The organism is Actinomadura rugatobispora (assembly GCF_042656285.1).
Classification (GTDB): Bacteria; Actinomycetota; Actinomycetes; order Streptosporangiales; family Streptosporangiaceae; genus Spirillospora; species Spirillospora rugatobispora.
Genome location: NZ_JBHSON010000103.1, coordinates 1 through 19,919, shown reverse-complemented (window position 1 = coordinate 19,919; position 19,919 = coordinate 1). Strand labels below are relative to the sequence as shown.

Annotated in this window: 12 protein-coding genes; 9 read left to right on the top strand and 3 right to left on the bottom strand. The window is 74.0% G+C overall.

The features are described 5' to 3' along the window. Positions 1 to 3: 3 nt before the first annotated feature. Together ACFPZN_RS46415 and ACFPZN_RS46410 are read right to left on the bottom strand one after the other, a co-directional pair. Positions 4 to 462 carry a protein-tyrosine phosphatase family protein gene (locus ACFPZN_RS46415; RefSeq protein WP_378289754.1) on the bottom strand — a complete coding sequence of 153 codons (459 nt, stop codon included), beginning with the start codon at positions 460 to 462 and terminating at the stop codon, positions 4 to 6. Positions 463 to 508: 46 nt separating this feature from the next. Next, positions 509 to 1,357 carry an NAD(P)H-binding protein gene (locus tag ACFPZN_RS46410; protein ID WP_378289752.1) on the bottom strand — a complete coding sequence of 283 codons (849 nt, stop codon included), beginning with the start codon at positions 1,355 to 1,357 and terminating at the stop codon, positions 509 to 511. An 81-nt stretch (positions 1,358 to 1,438) separates the two neighbouring features. Between ACFPZN_RS46410 and ACFPZN_RS46405 the strand changes: the two genes are divergently transcribed. Further along, entirely contained in the window at positions 1,439 to 2,410 is a 972-nt protein-coding gene (locus ACFPZN_RS46405; RefSeq protein WP_378289750.1) for an AraC family transcriptional regulator, read from the top strand. Positions 2,411 to 2,422: 12 nt separating this feature from the next. On the opposite strand, the gene ACFPZN_RS46400 is transcribed toward ACFPZN_RS46405, so the two are convergent. Continuing rightward, positions 2,423 to 5,920 carry a phosphodiester glycosidase family protein gene (locus tag ACFPZN_RS46400; protein ID WP_378289748.1) on the bottom strand — a complete coding sequence of 1,166 codons (3,498 nt, stop codon included), beginning with the start codon at positions 5,918 to 5,920 and terminating at the stop codon, positions 2,423 to 2,425. Between the two features lie 257 nt (positions 5,921 to 6,177). Between ACFPZN_RS46400 and ACFPZN_RS46395 the strand changes: the two genes are divergently transcribed. The 8 genes from ACFPZN_RS46395 (at position 6,178) to ACFPZN_RS46360 (ending at position 19,836) form a co-directional block, all read left to right on the top strand. Next, positions 6,178 to 6,966, top strand: coding sequence for a DeoR/GlpR family DNA-binding transcription regulator (locus ACFPZN_RS46395; RefSeq protein WP_378289746.1), 789 nt, complete (start codon positions 6,178 to 6,180; stop codon positions 6,964 to 6,966). A 168-nt stretch (positions 6,967 to 7,134) separates the two neighbouring features. Beyond that, entirely contained in the window at positions 7,135 to 9,840 is a 2,706-nt protein-coding gene (locus ACFPZN_RS46390; RefSeq protein ID WP_378289744.1) for an alpha-L-rhamnosidase, read from the top strand. A 61-nt stretch (positions 9,841 to 9,901) separates the two neighbouring features. Then, positions 9,902 to 11,185 carry an ABC transporter substrate-binding protein gene (locus ACFPZN_RS46385; RefSeq protein WP_378289742.1) on the top strand — a complete coding sequence of 428 codons (1,284 nt, stop codon included), beginning with the start codon at positions 9,902 to 9,904 and terminating at the stop codon, positions 11,183 to 11,185. 3 nt (positions 11,186 to 11,188) lie between these two features. Continuing rightward, the gene (locus ACFPZN_RS46380; protein ID WP_378289740.1) at positions 11,189 to 12,127 is read left to right on the top strand and encodes a carbohydrate ABC transporter permease; all 939 of its coding nucleotides are present in this window, start codon (positions 11,189 to 11,191) and stop codon (positions 12,125 to 12,127) included. After that, positions 12,124 to 12,951, top strand: coding sequence for a carbohydrate ABC transporter permease (locus tag ACFPZN_RS46375; protein WP_378289738.1), 828 nt, complete (start codon positions 12,124 to 12,126; stop codon positions 12,949 to 12,951). Before ACFPZN_RS46380 ends, ACFPZN_RS46375 begins: the two co-directional genes overlap by 4 nt. 4 nt (positions 12,952 to 12,955) lie before the next feature. Beyond that, positions 12,956 to 16,609, top strand: coding sequence for a glycosyl hydrolase (locus tag ACFPZN_RS46370; protein ID WP_378289736.1), 3,654 nt, complete (start codon positions 12,956 to 12,958; stop codon positions 16,607 to 16,609). Between the two features lie 37 nt (positions 16,610 to 16,646). Next, on the top strand, positions 16,647 to 18,239 hold the full coding sequence (locus tag ACFPZN_RS46365) for an alkaline phosphatase D family protein (protein ID WP_378289734.1): 1,593 nt from the start codon (positions 16,647 to 16,649) through the stop codon (positions 18,237 to 18,239). 46 nt (positions 18,240 to 18,285) lie between these two features. Beyond that, positions 18,286 to 19,836 (top strand): alkaline phosphatase D family protein, encoded by a 1,551-nt coding sequence (locus tag ACFPZN_RS46360; RefSeq protein ID WP_378289732.1) that lies wholly within the window; start codon positions 18,286 to 18,288, stop codon positions 19,834 to 19,836. The last annotated feature ends 83 nt before the right edge of the window (positions 19,837 to 19,919 follow it).

The window sequence follows — 19,919 nt, the reverse complement described above, 5'->3', positions numbered from 1 at the left end:
CCCTCAGTGCCCGCGCGGTGCGGGGAAGCGGGCCACCCACTTGCGCTGCCAGGGGGTTTCCACGGCCCGGTGGTGGTAGTTGGCCCTCGTCCAGGAGACGGCCTCCTCGGGCGGGAGACCGGCGAGGATGGCCATGCAGGCGATCGTCGTCCCGGTACGGCCCACGCCCCCGCCGCAGGCGACCTCCACCCGGTGGCCCCGGCGCGCGTGCTCGTGGAGGTCGCGGATCTGGCCGATCGCCCGCTCGCCGTCGCGCGGGAGCAGGAAGTCGGGCCAGTCGATCCACTCGTGCGGCCAGGGCAGGTCCAGCCGGGCGGCGTGCCGGCGGCGGAACCGCCGGCCGCCCAGGTAGAGGCCGTGGTCGGGCGTCTTGCCGGAGGGAAGGGGCCGCCGCAGGCCGCGCCCGCGGACCCGGGAACCGTCGGGAAGCCGGATCGAGCCGGTCAGATGTGCGTCGCTCATACGGCTCCCATTGTGGCGGGGCGGCCCTTCCCCCGGCGCACCCGGGTCAGCCGTTCCAGGCGCCCGCGGCGGCCGCCGCCTTGGCGAACTCGGTGAAGTCGCGGGGCTCGCGGCCGAGGGCCCGCCGGACGCCGTCGGAGAGGTGGGCGTCCAGGCCGTTCCTGATGGCGGCGACCGCGGTGGCCATCCCCCGCGCGTCGGCCTCCGGCCAGCCCTCCCCGACCAGCTCGGCGACGAACTCCTCCGGGGCGAGCGGGACGTAGCGGACCGCCCGCCCGGTCGCCGCCGAAATCTCCGCGACGGCCTCGGCGATGGTCAGGGCGCGCGGGCCGGACAGCTCGTAGATCCGCCCCGCGTGGCCGTCGCCGGTGAGCGCGGCGACCGCCACGGCCGCGATGTCCTCGGCGTCGACGAACGACGCGGCGCCGTCCCCCGCCGGGAGCCTGAGCTCGCCCGCGAGCACCGCCTCGCGGAGGAACCCTTCGCTGAAGTTCTGCGCGAACCAGCCCGGCCGCACGATCGTCCAGGCGGTGCCGGTGAGGGCGCGGACCGCGCGCTCGCCGTCGATGTGGGGTTCGACGAGCTCGGCCTCCTCGCCGACGTAGGAGGGGTCGTCCAGGCCGCGTCCCGACAGCAGGACGACGCGTTCCACGCCGTGGCGCACGGCCCGCTCGACGAACGGGCGGGTGAGGGCCTCCCCGTCGAAGGGCACGATGAAGACCGCCCGCGCGCCCTCCAGGGCCTTGTCCCAGGTGCCGCGGTCGGTCCAGTCGAAGGGGTGCTCGGCGGTGCGCGACGCCGCGCGCACCGGCGTTCCCTGGGCGCGCAGGAGCGACGCCACGCGGCGGCCCGTCTTGCCCGTGCCGCCCAGGACCAGAATCGGTTGCTCGATCATGAGCTCCAGTGAAGCCGTCAGGGGTGAGACGCTCCATGGCCGTGCGGCTCAATCCGATGTCCGCCCGTCTAACCTGGCGGGGTGGACGTGCTCACCGACCTCCTCGACGGCGTGCGGGCCCGCGGGGCGCTGTTCCGGCAGGCGGTCATGAGCCCGCCGTGGGGCCTGCGGTTCGCGCACGGGGCGCCGCTGACCCTGGTCACGATGCTGCGCGGCGAGGCGTGGATCGTCCCGGCGGGCTCCGAGGCCGGGGAGCCGGTGCTCCTGCGCCCCGGGGACGTCGCGGTCGCGCGCGGGCCCGCGCCGTTCACCGTCGCCGACCGGCCCGGTACCCGTCCCGGCTACGCCGTGACCGACGCCGACTACTGCTCCCGCGCCGACGGGACCGAGGCGGGCGAGGAGATCGTCCGGGGCGTGCGGAGCTGTCAGGTCCCAGGGACTTGCGGAGTCCGCGACCCTGGGGCCCCGGCGTTGCTGCTGGCCGGGGCGTACGAGGGCGGGGCCGGACGGGAGACGGGCGAGCGGTTGCTGCGGGCGCTGCCCGGCCTGCTGGTCGTCCCGGACGACCCCGGCGCCCTCCGGCCGCTGCTCGACCTGATCGCCGCCGAGGTGGTCCGGGATCGTCCAGGGCAGCGGGTCGTCCTCGACCGGTTCCTGGACGTGCTGCTGGTGTCGGTGCTGCGCGCTTGGTTCGACCGGGCCGGAGCGGACGCCCCCGCCTGGTACGGGGCCATGCGCGACCCGGTGGCGGGCGAGGCCCTGCGGCTGCTGCACGACGAACCGTCCCACCCCTGGACGGTCGCGGGCCTGGCGGCCAAGGTCGGCGTCTCCCGCGCCACCCTCGCCCGCCGCTTCGCCGACCGGGTCGGGGAGGCCCCGATGACCTACCTCACCGGCTGGCGCCTCGCCCTGGCCGCCGACCTGCTCCGCGAGACCGACGCGACCGTGGGCTCGATCGCCCGCCGGGTCGGGTACGCCAACGCGTTCGCGCTGAGCGTCGCGTTCAAGCGCCTGTACGGCACGACGCCCAGCGCCCACCGCGCCTCCCGCTGACCAGGACAGGGGTCAGCCGGTGACGGTGATGCCCACCTCCCTGGCGACGCCGTTGACCTTGACCGTGAGCGTCACCGCGCCGGGACGGAGCGCCGTCAGCTTGCCCGTCGCGGGGTCGAACGCGGCGGCGTGCTGCCGGCGGGCGGTCCGCGGGGAGCCGATGTGGAGGTTCGGCGAGCCGCTCCAGTCGGCGCTCATCGGATAGGCCAGCGGCATGTCCCGGCCGTGCTGCCGCAGCGTGGCGGTGACGTCCGCGGTGGTGCCGGAGGCGACCTGCCCCGGTGCCGCGAGGGTGAGCTCGTCCACGTGCGGGCGGACCTCGGCCCGCAGCCACTCGGGAAGTGCCCGGCCCTGTCCTGGCGTGGCGTTCACGCCGAACATCGTCCAGCCGGTGAAGCCGCCCTCGGACGGCGGCGCGGCCGGGCTCTTGCCGGAGTTGCCGTTGATGAACGTCGGCACGCCGTCCACCCGGGAGGCGTTGAAGACCCCGACGTGGGCGTTCACCACGGCGGCGCCCTTGCCGGTCCCGGAGCGGAACTCCGCCAGCCACCGCTCCAGCAGCGCGGCCTCCTTGCGGTCGGCGAGCTGGCTGTTCTTCGCCGGGAGCGGGTCGCGGGCCGGGTGGTGGCCGAACACCACGACCGACCCGACCGACCGGTCGCGGCGGGCGCCGTCCAGCGCCGTCCGCAGCGTGCGGAGCTGGTCGAACGAGCTGGTCCGGTAGGTGCCGGTCGAGGAGTCCAGCAGCACGAACCGGGTCCCCTTGTGGTCGAACGTCCGCGACGGCTCGCCGAAGGCCCGGCGGAAGTTGTCGATGGTGCCGGGCCCGTAGATCTCGTGGTTGCCCGGGACGTAGTGGTAGGGCAGGCGCCCGCCCAGCTCCTCGTCCAGGATCCTCCTGGCCAGGGCGAAGTCCGCCTCGCCGCCGGTGTCGACGAAGTCGCCGTTGACGACCAGGAAGTCGGGCCTGGCGGCGAGCACCTCGCGGAGCGTGCGGCGGGCCCGCTGCGCGTAGACGCTGCCGGGGTCGGCGGCGACGAACTGCGCGTCGGAGATCACCGCGAACCGCCACGCCGTGCCGTCGGCGGCGGTGCCGTCGCGGATCACGATCGGGTCGGCGGGCGCCGGCGGCGCGGGCGGGGCGTCCACCGACGGCGGCACCTTGGCCACCAGGTCGTCGATCAGGACCTCGCCCGTGTACTGCCGGTTCGCGGCGGTCTCGATGGTGTAGAAGCGGTTCACCTCGATCGGGTAGGCGACCGAGGCGGGCACGGCCATCTCGACGTACCGCCAGCCGGTCCAGCGGATGTACGGGCCGTACAGGGAGTAGGTCTGGCCGTTGGCGTCGGTGATGGTGAACGCCGTCCACTCGCCCTTGTCGTGCCCGTACACCCAGGCGCCGAGCGCCTGCGGCTGCCCGTCGACCTTGATGGGCTGGGGCGGGTAGGCGTAGGCGGTGCGGGTCGCGGTGGACTGGGTGAAGTCGTACGACAGCCGAAGCCCGGCGCCGGTGCGGCCCTCGGCGACCGGCTCGACCTCCCCGGAGCCGCGCGCCGACCCGAACCGCCACTGGGCGCCGTCGTCGAGGCCGGCGATGGTCCGCTGCTCCAGGCCGACGCTGATCGGCAGGGCGGTCCTGTGCCCCTTGACCTCGATCGTGACGAGCGTGGAGCCGGACGCCTTGCGGGGCGTGGCGGTGAACGTGCCGCCGTCGCCGGGCTTGATCTCCAGCAGTGAGGTGTCGTAGGTGAGCTTGGTGTCGGACGGCTCGATCGGCGCGGTGAAGCCGTCCCGGTCGAAGCCGACGACGCCGAACGTGCCGGTGCCGTCCTGCCCGGGGATCGTCACCCGGTCGGCGGTCGCGCCGACGCGGGCCAGCCCGCCGAGCACGGTCAGCGTCACCTGGCCGCGGGCCCTGCCGTCGGCCGCCGAGACCGTGACGGCCCCCGCCCTGCGGCCCCGGAAGACGCCGTCGCCGTTCACCGTGCCCTGCGGCCCGGCGGCGCTCCAGCGCGGGTCGCCCGCGGCGGGGCCGTGCGCCTCGTCGTGGCCGCGCGCGACCAGCGTGCGGGTCAGGCCGGGGAACACGCGGTCGGGGCGTCCGCCGCGGGTCGGGCCGACGCCGGGCGCCCGCGCCGGGTCGGCGACGGGCTCGACCCAGAACCCCTTGAGCCTGCCGCTGCCCTTGGCGAACAGGCCGATGCCGTTGGGGGTGGGGCGTTCGGCGCCGTCCGACGGCTGGTTCTCGATCTGCCCGCGCGCCTGCCCGGGCTCGCGCGCCAGCAGCGTGGACGACCCGCCGCCGTCCAGGTTGATCGCGTTGTGCGCGCCGGCCTCCTTCATCAGCCCGGCCAGCTCGGCGAGCGTGACGCCGCGGCTGTCGAGCTGGCGGCCGTCCACCGTCATCAGGAGCATGCGGCGGCCGTCGGCGGTGAAGCCGACGGCGGTGCGGGGATGGGCGGCGGGGTCGGTGCTCGGCTGCACCTGCCCGTCCCTGACCAGGACGTGGTTGCCGCCGACGGCGAAGGCCGGGTCCTTGGCCGACGAGCGCGCCTTGTACGCCATCGTCACCGCGTCGCCGGGCTGCAGCGTGCGCAGCAGGTCGCCGCCGGCCTCGCGGCCGAGCAGGACGAAGCCGTCCGCCGGGATCGCGCCCGAGCCGGGGGCGCCGCCGACCGAGACGACCCTGCCGTTCACGACGAGGGCCTCCGCGACCCGCTGGGCGCCGTCGGCGAGGGAGCGGCCGCGCGTGGCGGTGCCCCACAGGGAGGTGAACGCGCCGATGCCGTCCTTCTGGACGGTGTGGGCGTTGAGCTGGTCGAGCGGGGCCTTCCGGCCGCCCGGCAGGGTGAGCTCGCCGTCCAGCAGGATGTCCGCGATCTGGCCGAGGCCGTCGGCGCCCACCCCGGCCGTTCCCACGGGCCAGCCGGGCCGGGCGGACTTGACCAGCTTCCCGCCGTCCACGGCGGGGCCGTTGGCCGCGCCGGTGTTGTTGATGTCGAAGAAGTCGCCGTTCACGCCCGCGATGGCCCCGGCCCGTCCGGCCTGCCCGGACAGCGGCTCGACCGAGGAGACCGCGCCGGGCGACAGGTAGCCCGCGCGTGTCATTGTGGGGGGACGACCCCCCACGCCCCCCGGGCTGACCTGGACGGGCGCCCCCAGATCCACGTTGAGCTGGTCGGCGCGCAGCCAGCCCTTGGCGTCCAGCCGGTCGAACGAGGTCAGCGCGGTGCCGGGTGCGACCGGGCGGCTCGTGCGCTCGGTCTCCAGCGCGGTCCCGGCGGTCGCGGCGGTGCGCTGCGTTCCCAGCAGGAGCCGGTCGGCCTCGCGGGCGGCGGGGGAGGCGGGGTCGGGAGGTACGGCGGGCGGCGGGGGCGGTGCGGGGGGCGCGGCGTGCGCGGGAACGGCGGTGCTGGCGACCAGCGCCGCCGCCAGTCCGAGCGCGGCGACCGGGCGGCCGAAGCGCGAGCCCCGGCGCGGGCGGGTATGCGGTTGTGGGCGTGGGGACACTGGCCCTCCTCGAGGCCCGGCGCGGGCACCTCCCGTCACCTGGCGGCCCAAGTCGAACCGGGCCGCGCGGCGCCCGGTCGTGGCGTGGGTGGCCGGACGGCCAACTGATCACTAAGGATCGCCGAGGCGGGCGGCCGCGTCCTGGGGCGCGCACGCTATGCTGCACGAGATTTCCCAGTCGCGGGTGTGAATTTATACCTCCATGGCGTTATCTCGCTCATGGGTGTCTCGGGGCGCGGCCACGGAAGGACCGGAGCATGGGCACGGACGGCAGCGGGCGCGGCGCGCCCGAACGGCGCCGCGAGCAGATCACCGCGCATGTCCTGGCCGCCGGGTCGGTGACGGCCGCCGAGCTGGCCGAGAAGTTCGGGGTCAGCCTGATGACCGTCCACCGCGACCTGGACGAGCTGGAGCGGCGCGGCATCGTGCGCAAGTACCGCGGCGGCGTCACCGCGCAGCCGTCCCGGGTGTTCGAGAGCAACGTCGCCTACCGGATGACGTCGATGCGGGGCGCCAAGGAGGCCATCGCGGCGCGGGCGCTGGAGCTGGTCGAGCCGGGCATGGCGGTCATGCTGGACGACTCCACCAGCGCGCTGGAGCTGGCCCGGCTGCTGCCCGGGATCGCCCCGCTCACCGTGGTCACCAACTTCCTGGAGATCATCAACCTGCTGGCGGCCGAGCCGGAGCTGCGGCTGGTGGCGCTGGGCGGCGACCACGACCCGCTGCACAACTCCTTCCTCGGCGCCTCCTGCGCGGACGCGATCGAGGCGCTCAGCGTGGACCTGTGCTTCGTGTCGACCTCGGCCGTCTCGGGCGGGTTCGCCTACCACCAGGAGCAGCACATCGTGTCGGTCAAGCGGGCCATGCTGCGCTCGGCCGCCCGCGGCGTGCTGCTGGTCGACCGCACCAAGCTGGGCCGGGTGGCGCTGCACCGGGTGGCGCCGCTGGCGGCGTTCGACCGGCTGATCGTGGACGACGGCGCCGGCGCCGAGGCGCTGCGCGATCTGGACGAGCACAAGGTCCGGTACGAGGTCGCGGCGACGTAACGTCGCCCTTTGTGGGGATATCACACCTGCTCTGCGCTGGGACAAGACCGGCAGTCAGCTGATCATGGCCCTCCCTTGACACCGTAACCGGGCACTTCTACGCTCTTTTTCGCACTTGATCACGTTATCTTCACATATGCCCGCGTGGTCCTGGAGATCGGAGACGGCGTGGAACCGGGTCTGGAGCCGTACGGACTTCGCTGCGAACACCGCCCCGAGCCCCTGGGAGTGGACGAGACCGCGCCGCTGCTGTCCTGGCGATCCGCGTCCCCGCACCGGGGCGACGCGCCCGCCGCGTACCGGGTCCGCGTCCGGTCCGCTGCAGGAGCCGCCCTTTGGGACACCGGAGAGGTGGCCGACCCCGGGGCCGTCTCCGTCCGCTACGCCGGACCCGCCCTGCGCCCCCGCACCCGCTACACCTGGACGGTCGCCCTCACCGGCCGGGACGGCACCGCCCGCGAGGCCGGATCCTGGTTCGAGACCGGCATGCTCGCCGACGCCGCCGGGGCCTCCGAGTGGACCGCCGCCTGGATCACCCACGACCGCTCCGACCTCGACGTCGTGGACGCCCCCGAGGAGGGCGAGCTGGCCCTCGCCGACCACGGCCTCGAACCCGCCGTCCGGCTGCGCCGCGCGTTCACCGCCCCGGGCCCGCCCGTCCGCGCCCGCCTCTACGTGACCGCCCGCGGGATCTACGAGGCGCGGCTGAACGGAGCCCGCGTCGGCGACCACGAGCTCGCCCCCGGCTGGACCGACTACCGCGACCGTGTCGACTACCAGGTCCACGACGTGACCGCGCTGCTCCGCACCGGCGAGAACGTCCTGGCCGCCACGGTCGCCGACGGCTGGTGGAGCGGCTTCGCGGGCTTCGACCCGCGCCGGCCCGGCGCCCACTACGGCGCCTTCCCGCAGTTCCTCGCCGAACTGCACGTCGAGTACGCCGACGGCTCCACCGCGGCCGTCGTCACCGACGAGCGGTGGAGCACGGCCCGCGGCCCCGTCCGCTACGCCGACCTGCTCAAGGGGGAGTGCCACGACCTGCGCCGCGAGACGCCCGGCTGGGACCTCCCCGGCTTCACCGGCGGCGGCGACTGGCGGGCCGCCGAGGTCACCGGACGCGACCACGGCCTCCTCACCGCCTCGGTCGCGCCGCCCGTGCGCGCCGTCCGCGAACTGCCGGCGCGCCGCGTGATCCGCGTCGGCGAGCGCGCCCACCTGGTCGACTTCGGGCAGAACTTCGCGGGACGGGTCCGGCTCACCGCGCGCGGCCTGACCCCCGGCGCCCGCGTCACCATCCGCCACGGCGAGGCCCTGGACGGCGGCGGCCGCCTCTACACCGCCAACCTGCGCACCGCCGACGCCACCGACGTCCTGATCGCCGGGGACGGCGCGGAGGCCGTCTTCGAGCCCCGCCTCACCTGCCACGGCTTCCGCTACGCCGAGGTCACCGGTCTGGACGACCTCGCCGAGGCCGACATCACCGCCGTCGTCCTGCACAGCGACACCCCCTGGGCGGGCGAGTTCGCCTGCTCCGACCCCGACGTCGAGCGGCTCCACCACGCGATCGCCTGGGGGCAGCGGTCCAACTTCGTCAGCGTCCCGACCGACTGCCCGCAGCGTGACGAGCGCCTCGGCTGGCTCGCCGACGCCCAGGTGTTCCTCCCCACCGCCTGCCTCAACGCGGACGTGGCCGCGTTCTTCGACGGCTGGCTGCGCGAGGTCCGCGGCGCCCAATCGTCCGAGGGCGGCTTCACCAACGTCGCGCCGCGGCTGCCCGGCGTCTCCGACGAGGGCGCCCCCGGTTGGGGCGACGCGGGGGTCCTCGTCCCCTGGCACCTCTACCTCGTGTACGGGGACGAGCGCGTCCTCGAACGCAACATCGACGCCATGACCGCCTGGGTCGACTTCGTCCACCGGCACAACCCCGACCTGGTCTGGACGCGCCGCGTCGGCCCGCACTTCGCCGACTGGCTCGCCCCCGCGCCCACGCCCCGCCCGGTCGTCGCCACCGCCTACTTCGCCCGCAGCGCCGACCTCACCGCACGCGCCGCCGCCGTCGTCGGCCGCGCCGAGCAGGCCGAGCACTACGGCGCGCTCGCCCGCCACATCCGCAAGACCTTCACCGAACGGTTCGCGACGCGCGACGGCCGGATCGAGGGCGACACCCAGACCGCCTACCTCCTGGCCCTCGCCTTCGACCTGCTCCCCGCCGAACTCGTGCCGCGCGCCGCCGAACGCCTCGCCGCCCTCGTCGAGGAGGCCAGGCCCGGCGTCACCACCGGCTTCCTCGGCGTCGGGCTGATCGCCCCGGTCCTGGACGCGCACGGCCGCGCCGACCTCGCCCACGCCCTGCTGCGCCGCACCGATCCGCCGTCCTGGCTGTACCCGCTGCGGCACGGCGCCACGACCGTCTGGGAACGCTGGGACGGCTACACCCCCGAGCGGGGCTTCCAGGCCGCGGCGATGAACTCGTTCAACCACTACGCGCTCGGCTCGGTCGGCGAATGGCTGTACCGGGGCGTCGCCGGGCTCGACCAGGCCCCGGACTCGGTCGGCTACCGCGACCTGCTCGTCCGGCCCCGCCCCGGCTCCCTCACCGCGGCCCGCGCGGCCTACGAGTCGGTGCGCGGCCGGGCCGCCGCCGGATGGAGCGTGCGCGACGGCCTGCTCCAGCTGGCGGTGACCGTCCCGCCGGGCGCCGCCGCCACCGTGCACATCCCCACCGCCGACCCGGGCGGTGTGCGCGAGGGCGGCGTCCCGGCGGACGAGGCGGAGGGCGTGCGCGTCACCGGCATGGAGCCCGGAACGCTCCACTGCCGGATCACATCGGGAGAGTTCCACTTCACCGCGGCGGCGCCGCGGCAGGAGCACTGACCCGTCCCACGACCGGGACGGACGGCGCGGCCCGGACGGGCCGCGACCCTGAGGAGGACACATGACATCGTCATCGCGCGGGACGCCCCTCGGCCGCCGCGGCTTTCTCCGGCTCGCCGGAGGCGCCGCCGCCGTGACCGCGCTGCCCGGCGCCCTGGCGGCCTGCGGCGGCTCGTCCGGTTCGGGCGGGACGCTGCGCCTGGTGGGCGTCGCCGACCAGCAGAAGCCGCTCGACCTGCTCGTCAAGGGCTACACGCAGGCCAAGTTCAACGCCTCGTACGCGCCCACCGACCAGGTGCAGACCTCGGTCCGCACCCAGCTCGGCGCGGGCGCGGCCCCCGACGTGCACGTGGTCTTCCCGGGCAACGGCAGCGCGATGAGCATGGCGCAGATCGCGCAGGCCGGGCTGCTCGCCGACCTGTCCGACCAGGCGTGGACGAAGAACATCCCGGCCAACTTCAAGCCCGCCTTCCAGCAGGGCGGCAAGACCTTCATCTACTCCGCCGGGTCCAGCGTCATCGGCGCCATCTACAACAAGAAGGTGTTCCAGGAGGCCGGGATCGAGGCGCCGCCCACGACCTGGACCGGGTTCCTGGACGCCTGCGACAAGATCAAGAAGAAGGGGAAGGTGCCGATCGCGCTGGGCGCCCAGACCCCCTGGGTCACCCAGCTGATCACCTACGCGCTGGTGCCGTCCACGGTCTACGCCAAGAACCCCCAGTTCGACGCCCAGATGCAGGCGGGCTCGGCGACGTTCGCGAACTCGGGCTGGACGGACGCCTTCACCATGTACCTCGACCTCCAGAAGCGCGGCTTCTTCAACGACAACCCCAACGGCACCACCTTCGAGCAGCAGACCTCGATGGTCGCCACCGGCAAGGCCGGGATGGCGATCCAGGTGTCGGCGGTGCTGCCCGACTTCCGCAAGGCCGCCGCCACCCCCGACGACCTGGCGATGTTCCCCGTCCCGGGCGCCGACGACGCCAACGGCGTCTGGATCCCGGCGGGCGTGGTCGTCGGCCTCGGCGTCAGCGCCCGGAGCAAGAACCGGGACGCGGCCAAGGCGTTCGTCGACTACCTCGGCCAGCAGAAGAACATCAACGCCTGGGCCGAGGCGGTCGCCTGCGTCCCCCTCGTCCGCGACGCCGGCTCCAAGATCGACCCCGTGCTGAAGGACTTCCTGCCCTTCATCGACGGGAACAAGGCCGTCCCGTTCATGGACCAGGCCTGGCCGAACGCCGAGGTCCAGCCCGCCCACTTCGCGGTCGTCCAGGAACTCCTCGGCGGTAAGACCACCGTCCCCCAGGCCCTCGCCAAGCTCGACGAGACGTACAGGAAGAAGTAGCAGGTGGCCGAGGTGCTCAGTGCGCGGGGCAGCCGGGCGCGCCGCCGTTCTCCGGGACGGCGGCGGCGCGGCGGGTTCCTGTCGCCGCCGTGGTGGTTCGCCGCGCCCGCCCTCGCCGTGTACGCGCTGGTGGTGCTGTACCCGAGCGTGAGCGGCGTGGCCGTGGCGTTCACCGACTGGAACGGCATCGGCGACCGTTCGTTCAACGGCCTGGCCAACTTCCAGAAGCTGCTCCAGGACGACGCCGCCCGCGGGTCGCTGGTCAACACGCTGCTGCTCACCGTCGCGATCGTGCTCGTGCAGAACGGGATCGGGCTGCTGCTCGCGCTCGGCGTGCACACCCGCATCAAATCGCGGGCCGTGCTGCGGGTGGTCTTCTTCGCGCCCGCCGTGGTCAGCCCGGTGATGGTGGCGTTCCTGTGGAAGTACGTCTACAACCCCGCGCCGGACGCCGGCCTCAACGGGATCCTCGGCGCGGTCGGGCTCGGCGGGCTGCGGCAGGACTGGCTCGGGAACCCCTCACTGGCCCTGTGGTCGGTGGCCGGGATGGTCGTCTGGCAGTTCGCCGGATACTCGATGGTCATCTTCCTGGCCGGGCTGGAGGGCGTCCCGGAGGAACTGCACGAGGCCGCGATGATCGACGGCGCCGGGCGGTGGCAGCGGTTCCGGACCGTGACCTGGCCGCTGCTGGCGCCCGCCGTGACGATCAACGTGATGCTGTCGACGATCGGCGGGCTCAAGCTGTTCGACCAGGTGTACGCGGCCACCAACGGCGGTCCCGGGCACGCCAGCGAGACGCTGTCCACGGTGCTCTACAAGCAGGCGTTCGTGTTCGGCAACTACGGCTACAGCACGGCGATCGCACTGGTCCTGGCGCTGTTCGTGGCGGCGGTGTCGATGGTGCAGATCTTCTACCTGCGCGGCAGGGAGGTCACCTCGTGAGTTTCCGGTACGGGTTCCGGACGTTCCTGCTGGAGATCGTGATGATCGGCGCGGCGGTGGCGTTCCTGTTCCCCGTGTACGCGCTGATCACGCTGTCCCTCAAGGACAAGCAGCAGATCGCGGAGGCCCCGCTGGCCCCGCCCACCTCGCCGCATCCGGGCAACTTCGCCGACGCGTGGCAGCGGGCCTCGCTCGGGTCGGCGCTGCTCAACAGCACGGTCATCACGGTCGCCAGCCTGGTCGCGCTGATCGCGATCGGGTCGTTCGCCGCCTACTTCCTGGCCCGGCGGGCGACGCGGCTCGGGTTCGGGCTGTACGTGCTGTTCCTGCTGGGCATCGTGCTGCCGTTCCAGCTCGGCATGATCCCGCTGTTCAAGCTGGTCGACTCGGCGGGGCTGCTCGGCACCTACCAGGGGATGATCGTCTTCTACACCGGCATCCAACTGCCGTTCACGATCTTCCTCTACACCGGGTTCATCCGGGCGCTGCCGGGCGACTACGCCAACGCCGCGCTCATCGACGGCGCCGGGCACCTGCAGGCGTTCACCCGGGTGGTGTTCCCGCTGCTGCGCCCGATCACCGGCACGGTGCTGATCCTGAACGCCGTGTTCATCTGGAACGACTTCTTCACGCCGCTGCTCTACCTGGGCGGATCGGCGCGGGAGACCGTCCCGGTGCGGATCTTCGCGTTCGTGGGCCAGTACGTCTCGGACTACGGCCTGGTGTTCGCCGGGCTGGTGCTGGCCGCGCTGCCGATCATCGTGGTGTTCCTGGTGCTGCAGCGGTACGTCATCAAGGGCTTCGCCAGCGGACTCAAGGGATGAGGCGATGATACCGCCGCGGCTGAGGGCCGTGCTGGAGGCGCCGCCGCGCGCGTTCTCCCCGGCGCCGATCTGGTGGTGGAGCGGCGAGCGGCTGGACCGCCGGAGGCTGCGCGACCAGCTGGAGCGGTTCGCCGACGGCGGCGTCCACAACCTGGTGATCCTGAACCTGGCGCCGTCGGGGCCGATGTTCGGCGCCGACGCCGACGACCCGGCGTTCTTCGGCGACGCCTGGTGGGAGCTGCTGGACGGGGTGTGCGATGACGCCGCCGCGCTCGGGACGTCGCTGTGGTTCTACGACCAGCTCGGCTTCTCCGGCGCCGACCTCCAGGCGCGGCTGGTGCGGGAGCGGCCGGAGTTCGCGGGCCTGTGGCTGGAGCCCGATGGACGGTCGGCGCACCGGGGGTTCGACTACCTGTCGGCGGAGGCGTGCGAGGCGCTGCTGGACCGGGTGCACGGCGAGTTCGAGCGCAGGCTCGGGCACCGTCTCGGCTCGGTCATCGTGGGGTCGTTCCAGGACGAGCTGCCGTCGCTGCCCACGTGGTCGGCCCGTTTCGCCGAGGAGTTCGAGCGGCGGCGCGGCTACGACCCCGTCCCGCACCTGGACGCCCTTTGGGGACGAGGGGAGGGCGGGGGCGCCTTCCGCCGCGACTACCACCTCACGCGGGCGGAGCTGGCGGAGGAGGCGTTCTTCCGTCCGCTGGCCGAATGGCACGGCGAGCACGGCCTGGTGCACGGCTGCGACCAGCAGGATCCGGCGCGGGCCGGGCTGCCGGTGGACGGGGTGCGCCTGTACGCCGACTACGCCCGCACGCACCGCTGGTTCGGGGCGCCGGGCTCCGACCACCACGGCGACGCCCGCGTCCACTCCTCGCTGGCGCACCTGTACGGCCGCGACCGCGTGTGGATCGAGGCGTTCCACTCCAGCGGGTGGGGCGGCACGCTGGAGGAGACCTTCGACTGGCTGCTGCCCTGGGTTCGCGCCGGCGCGACCCTCTACAACCCGCACGCGGTGTACTACACGACCAAGGCCGGCTGGTGGGAGTGGGCGCCGCCCTCTACGGACTGGCGGCAGCCGTACTGGGCGCACCACCGCGTGTTCGCCGACGCCGTCACGCGCCTGTGCGCGGCGCTTTCGCTGGGACGGCACGCGTGCGATGTGGCCGTGCTCTTCCCGACGGCGACCGCGCAGGCCGGGAGCAGGCTCGACGGGGTCGATCCGGACGCGGAGCGGGCGCAGGAGGTCTATCGGTCGCTGGTCGGGGACATGGCGTGGTTCCGGATGGTGCCGGGTGCGCTGGACCGGCTCCGTGTCGACGCCGACGTGATCGACGACGACTCGGTGACGCGCGCCCGGGTCGTGGACGGGCGGCTGACGGTCGCGGACGAGGCGTACCGCACCATCCTGCTCCCTGCCTGCACCGTCCTGGAAGGGGAGACGGCGCGGCGCCTCGCGGAACTGGCCGAGGCCGGGGGCCGGGTCATCGCGGTCGGCCCGCCGCCCCGCGCGGGCGTCGGCGACCCCGAGGCCGGGACGGCCGTGGCCCGGCTGGCCGCGCTGCTGGAGACCGTCCCGGACGCAGCCGACCTGGACGGCCTGCTGGACGGCGACCGCCGGGTGGACGCGCCCGTGCCCGCGCTCGTCCGGGAGGTGGACGGCGCGACGCTGGTGTTCCTGACCGCCTCGCCCTCCATGGCGAGCCGCGTGTCGGTGGGGCGCCCGGACGAGCGCGGCGCCGACCTCGGCTGGATCGACGTGACCTACGACTTCGACCCCGACCGCTACCTGCGCGACATGCCCGTGCGCGTGCGGGGCGTGGCGGGGGCCGCGTACGCGGTCGGCGTCTTCGACGGCGTGCCGCGCAGGCTCCCGGCCACGGCGGTGGACGGCGGCGTGGAGCTGGTCGTCCCGTTCGACGACGGTCCCGCGGCCCTGCTGGTCTTCCCCGGCGCGCACGCGGACGAGGAGCCCGAGCCGTCGCCGCCCGCGTACCGCGAGGTCGACCTGGGTCCGACCTGGGAGATGGAGCTCGTCCCGACCCTCGACAACACCTGGGGCGACTTCGCCCGGCCCTCCGGCGAACCGGTCGCGCTCGAACGCTGGGAGCTGCTCCACCGCGCCGACGACGACCCCGAGTGGACGCGGGCGCACGCCACCTTCGGCCCGCACGGCGTCTGGTCCTCCGACGGGACGCACTGGCACGAGGCGATCTACTCGGAGACCAGGGGAATCCGCAAGGACGCTGTTCACCGGGCGTTTCTCGGTCCGAAGGGGCACGTGCCGGAGGAGTTCCTCGACTTCGGCCAGGTTGGTGCGGGACGGCGGGCGGTGTTCCGCACCCGCCTCACGGTGCCCGCGCCGGGAGGGTTCCCGGCGGCCGGCGCCGCCGCCGTCAAGACGCTGCTGGTGGACGGGGCGCCGACGCCCCTGGACGACCACGGTCACCTGGCCGTGGCGAGGGCGCCGCTCGCGCCGGGGGAGTACGACCTGGAGTTGAGGCTCGAATCCGCCGAGGACGTGCGGTTGCGCGCGCACCTCGCCGTCGTGGCCGACCCGGAGCGCTACCGGCGACCGGAGTGGATCACGATCCCGGAGGCGTCGCGCGGCGGCTCCCGGGTCACGTTCACGACCCGGCTCCCCGCCGACGCGCACGGAACGCTCCAGGTGGCCTCGCCCGCGCCCTGCCGGATCCTGGTGGACGGCGAGGAGCTGGGCCGCCAGGGCGGCTTCGACCCGTACGCCGAGCAGGAGGCGCCGCGCGTCGGCCGCTACGACGTGACCGGGCACGGTGGCGCGGAACTGGCGCTGGTCCTCGCCGCGACCGGCGCGGCGCCCGCCGTGCTGGTGGACGGCCCGGTCGTGTCCGGTCCGGGGGCGGAGTGGCGCGCGGACCGGGACGGGGCGTCCGTGCCGGTCGTGCCGGGCCGCACGCAGCACGGCGACCCGGCGGCCCTGCACCTGCGCCGCCGCCCGCATCCGCTGCCCGGCGCCGCCTGGCTCGAAGGCCCCGCGGACGGGACGGTCCTGCCCACGACGCTCGCCGTGCCCGGAAAGGGCGGTCGCCTGGAACGCTTCAAGTTCGCGGTGCCGCCGGGCGCGACCCGCATGACGGTGGACGTCCACGGCGAGGTGGTCGGCGCCTTCCTCGACGGCGACCCGATCGAAGCGCCGTGGCCGGACTGCGCGCTGCCCGGGGGAGCCGCGCGAACCGCCGAGCTGCACGTCCTGACCGTCCCCGGCCGCACGGGCGGGGCTGCGCTGGCCGGGCCCGTCCGCTTCACCCCCGGTCCCGGCACGCTCGGGCTCGGCGACTGGGAGGAGCAGGGCCTCGCCGGATACAGCGGCGGCGTCCGCTACCGCTGCCGCGTCGACATGCCCGCCGACGCGCGCGATGTCGTGCTCGACCTGGGCCAGGTGCGCGGGACCGCCGAGGTCGCCGTCAACGGCACGGCCTGCGGCGTCCGCGTCTGCGCCCCGTACCGCTTCCCCCTGGACGCGGCGGCGCTGCGCCCAGACGGCACGAACGAGATCGAGATCGTCGTGTACGGAACCCTCGCGCCGCACCTCGACGAGACCAGCCCGACCCACTTCGTGTTCGAGGGCCAGCGCGTCTCCGGCCTGTTCGGGCCCGTCGTCCTGCGCGTCCCCGACACCCCCTGACCAAGCCCCGGTCCCCCCGCCCCCCCCAGGAGAGCGAATGACAGGTACCGCACGGCCCCATGCCCGCGCGCTCGGCAGACGCGAGCTGCTCCTAGCGGGGGGCGCGCTCGGGCTCGGCGCCGCCGCGGCCGGGTTCTCCCCGAGCAAGGCGTGGGCAGAGCCGCGCTTCGCGTCCGATCCGTTCGCGCTCGGTGTGGCCTCGGGCGATCCCTGGCCGGACGGCTTCGTGCTGTGGACGAAGCTCTCCCCCGAGCCCCTTTCCGTGGACGGCTCGGGCGGCATGCCGCCGCGCAAGGTGGAGGTCGGCTGGGAGGTGGCGGCCGACGACCGGTTCCGCCGAGTGGTGCGCCGGGGCCGCACGTTCGCCGTCCCGGAGCTGGGCCACTCCGTGCACGTGGAGGTGCGCGGCCTGGAACCGGCGCGCGAGTACTTCTACCGGTTCCGCGTGCACGGCGAGCTGAGTCCCGTGGGACGCACCCGCACCGCGCCCCCGCCCTGGGCGGACCTGCGGAGCCTGAGCTTCGCGGCCGTGTCGTGCCAGGCGTGGTTCGAGGGCTTCTACACCGCCTACCGGCACCTGTCGGAGGAGGACCTCGCGGTCGTCTTCCACCTGGGCGACTACATCTACGAGAACCCGATCGACGCCAACGGCGGCGTCCGCAACACCCCGGTCGCCCCGGAACTGCGGCCCGAGCCGTACGACCTCGTCCAGTACCGGCTGCGGCACGCGCTGCACCGCTTCGACGCCGACCTCCTCGCCGCGCACGCCGCCCACCCGTTCGTCGTGGTCTGGGACGACCACGAGATCGACGACAACTGGGTCGGCGACATCCCCAAGGCCAACGAGGACCCGGCCGGGTTCCGGCAGCGCAAGACCGCCGCGGCGCAGGCGTTCTACGAGTACCTCCCGCTGCGCCTCTCCAGCAAGCCCACGGGAACCGACGCGCGCCTGTACCGCCGCCTCGGCTACGGGCGGCTCGCGCAGTTCCACGTGCTCGACACCCGCCAGTTCCGTGCCGACCAGGCGTGCGGCGACCGGACGAGCGACTGCGCCGACCGGCTGCTGCCCGGCCGCACCGTCCTCGGCGACGAGCAGGAGACCTGGCTGTACGAGGGACTCGGCCGCAGCCGGGCGCGGTGGAACATCATCCCGCAGCAGATCCCCGTCACCCAGGTCGACACCGTCCCCGGCGACGGCCGCGCCTTCGTCATGGACTTCTGGGACGGCTACAAGCCCGCCCGCGACCGCCTCTTCGACGAACTCGTGAAGCGGAAGGTGAGCAACCCCGTCGTCCTCACCGGCGACATGCACCGGCACATGGCCGCCGACCTCAAGCTCGACTTCGACGACCCGGGCTCGCGCACGGTCGGCGTCGAGTTCGTCGGCACCTCCATCTCCACCAAGATGGACGGCGAGGACCTCGACCAGGGCGGCCGGAACCTGCTCGACGCCAACGAGCACATCGCGTTCACCAGCTACCAGCGCGGCTACCTGCGGTGCACGCTCACCCGGGACGCCTGCCGCGCCGACTTCCGCGTCCTGCCGTACGTGACCCGTCCCGGAGCCCCGGTGAGCACCCGCAGGAGCTTCGTCACCGAGAACGGCGACCCCGGCCTCAAGGACGCCTGACAAGACCCGCTCAACCCTGAGATCCCCCCACTCAGCAGGAGGTCTGATGTCCTCGCATGTCGACCCGGTGTCGCGGCGCCGGTTCCTCGGATGGGGCGGGGCCGGCACGGCCGCCGTCCTGCTCGGCACCGGAGCGCTCGGCGGCACCGCCGCGCACGCGTACACGCTCCGCAAGTCCGGGCTGTTCACGCTGGGCGTCGCGTCCGGCGACCCGTCCCCCGACGGGTTCGTGCTGTGGACGCGGCTGGCGCCCGAGCCGTTCGCGGCCGACGGCAAGGCCGGGATGCCCGACCGCCGGATCCGCGTCGAGTACGAGGTGGCCCGCGACGAGCGGTTCCGGCAGGTCGTCCGGCGCGGCTCGGCCGTCGCCACGCCCGAGCTGGGCCACTCCGTGCACCCCGAGATCGCCGGGCTGGCGCCGGACCGGGAGTACTTCTACCGGTTCCGCGCGGCCGGGGAGGTCTCGCCGGCCGGCCGCACCCGCACCATGCCCGCCGCGAGTTCCCTGCCGCGCGACCTGACGTTCGCGGTCGCGTCCTGCCAGGCCTGGCAGGACGGCTACTACACCGCCTACGACCACATGGCCGCCGAGGACCTCGACCTCATCGTCCACCTCGGCGACTACCTCTACGAGTACGAGATCACCGGCAACAACCGGCGGGGGGTGACCGTGCCGCCGCAGTTCGGCACCGAGACCTTCGACCTGGCCCGGTACCGCCTCCAGTACTCCCTCTACAAGGCCGAGGCGCCGCTGCAGAAGGCGCACGCCCAGTTCCCGTGGATCCACACCCTGGACGACCACGAGGTGGTGAACGACTGGGCGGACGACACCGTCATCATGGGCCGCGACCCCAACCCCGACCCGGCGGAGTTCGCCCGCCGCAAGGCCGCCGGGTTCCAGGCGTTCTACGAGAACCTGCCGCTGCGCCGCGCCCAGCTGCCCTCCGGCCCGGACATCCGGCTGCACCGCCGGATCGGCTACGGCCGCCTCGCCGAGTTCACGATGATCGACACGCGCGGGCACCGCGACATCCAGGCGTGCTCGTACGGCAACGGCACGGGCCGCACCCGCGACTGCGACGAGCGGTTCGACGCGTCCCGCACCATCCTGGGCGACGAGCAGCGGCGCTGGCTGCTGGACGGCTTCGGCCGGTCCAGGGCCCGCTGGCAGATCCTTGGCAACCAGGTCCCGATGACCGAGACCGACTGGGACCCGGGGCCCGGCAAGGACGTGTGGGTCGACCCGTGGGACGGGTACGCCGGCGAGCGCAACAAGGTGCTGGCCGCCGCCCACGACCGCGGCGTCCGCAACCTGGTCGTCATCAGCGGCGACCGCCACCAGAACTACGCGGCCGACCTCAAGAAGGACTTCGACGACCCGGGCTCCCCCACCGTCGCGTCGGAGTTCGTCGGCACGTCCGTCACCAGCGGCGGGGACGGCGCCGACATCGACGACCTCGGCCGGACGTTCCTGTCGGCCAACCCGCACATGAAGTTCTTCAACGCCCAGCGCGGCTATCTGCGTGTCAACGTGGACCGCGAGCGTTGGCAGGGCGACTTCCCGCGCAGCACCAGGGCCCGGCCGTCGACCAGTTGATCCAGGCGGTGCTCAAGCGGTTGACGTTGCGCGGCTTCATCGCCAGGGACCACTTCGATCTGCAGGACAAGTTCGAGGACGAC